General features: G+C 51.0%; 1 rRNA gene. It reads right to left on the reverse strand.

Features of this window, described 5'->3' with window-relative positions:
• Window positions 1-1,881 (reverse strand): 23S ribosomal RNA (locus L8S15_RS21635); the annotation flags it as partial.

Raw genomic sequence — 1,881 nt, forward strand, 5'->3', positions numbered from 1 at the left:
CCAACGTTAGAACATCAAAACTACAAGGGTGGTATTTCAAGGACGACTCCATCACATCTAGCGACGCAATTTCATAGTCTCCCACCTATCCTACACATGTAGGTTCAATGTTCAGTGCCAAGCTGTAGTAAAGGTTCACGGGGTCTTTCCGTCTAGCCGCGGGTACACTGCATCTTCACAGCGATTTCAATTTCACTGAGTCTCGGGTGGAGACAGCGTGGCCATCATTACGCCATTCGTGCAGGTCGGAACTTACCCGACAAGGAATTTCGCTACCTTAGGACCGTTATAGTTACGGCCGCCGTTTACCGGGGCTTCGATCAAGAGCTTCGACCGAAGTCTAACCCCATCAATTAACCTTCCGGCACCGGGCAGGCGTCACACCGTATACGTCATCTTACGATTTTGCACAGTGCTGTGTTTTTAATAAACAGTTGCAGCCACCTGGTATCTGCGACTCTCGTCTGCTCCATCCGCAAGGGACTTCACTGATAAGAGCGTACCTTCTCCCGAAGTTACGGTACCATTTTGCCTAGTTCCTTCACCCGAGTTCTCTCAAGCGCCTTGGTATTCTCTACCCGACCACCTGTGTCGGTTTGGGGTACGATTCCTTACAATCTGAAGCTTAGAGGCTTTTCCTGGAAGCATGGCATCAATGACTTCACTACCGTAGTAGCTCGACATCGTATCTCAGCGTTAGTAGCGGTCCGGATTTACCTAAACCACCCGCCTACATACTTGAACCTGGACAACCGTCGCCAGGCCCACCTAGCCTTCTCCGTCCCCCCATCGCAATTGTAAGAAGTACGGGAATATTAACCCGTTTCCCATCGACTACGCCTTTCGGCCTCGCCTTAGGAGTCGACTTACCCTGCCCCGATTAACGTTGGACAGGAACCCTTGGTCTTCCGGCGAGGGAGTTTTTCACTCCCTTTATCGTTACTCATGTCAGCATTCGCACTTCTGATACCTCCAGCAGCCCTTACAGACCACCTTCAACGGCTTACAGAACGCTCCCCTACCCCACATACCCTAAGGTACGTAGCCGCAGCTTCGGTGTATAGCTTAGCCCCGTTACATCTTCCGCGCAGGCCGACTCGACCAGTGAGCTATTACGCTTTCTTTAAATGATGGCTGCTTCTAAGCCAACATCCTGGCTGTCTGAGCCTTCCCACATCGTTTCCCACTTAGCTATACTTTGGGACCTTAGCTGGCGGTCTGGGTTGTTTCCCTCTCCACGACGGACGTTAGCACCCGCCGTGTGTCTCCCGGATAGTACTTACTGGTATTCGGAGTTTGCAAAGGGTTGGTAAGTCGGGATGACCCCCTAGCCTTAACAGTGCTCTACCCCCAGTAGTATTCGTCCGAGGCGCTACCTAAATAGCTTTCGGGGAGAACCAGCTATCTCCAGGTTTGATTGGCCTTTCACCCCTAGCCACAAGTCATCCGCTAATTTTTCAACATTAGTCGGTTCGGTCCTCCAGTTGATGTTACTCAACCTTCAACCTGCCCATGGCTAGATCACCTGGTTTCGGGTCTAATCCTAGCAACTGTACGCCCAGTTAAGACTCGGTTTCCCTACGGCTCCCCTAAACGGTTAACCTTGCTACTAAAATTAAGTCGCTGACCCATTATACAAAAGGTACGCAGTCACACCACGAAGGTGCTCCTACTGCTTGTACGTACACGGTTTCAGGTTCTATTTCACTCCCCTCACAGGGGTTCTTTTCGCCTTTCCCTCACGGTACTGGTTCACTATCGGTCAGTCAGTAGTATTTAGCCTTGGAGGATGGTCCCCCCATATTCAGACAGGATATCACGTGTCCCGCCCTACTCGTTTTCACTGATTATGATGTGTCGGTTACGGGGCTATCACCCTTT

The organism is Vibrio sp. S/42/10 (assembly GCF_029890535.1).
GTDB lineage: Bacteria > Pseudomonadota > Gammaproteobacteria > Enterobacterales > Vibrionaceae > Vibrio > Vibrio cyclitrophicus.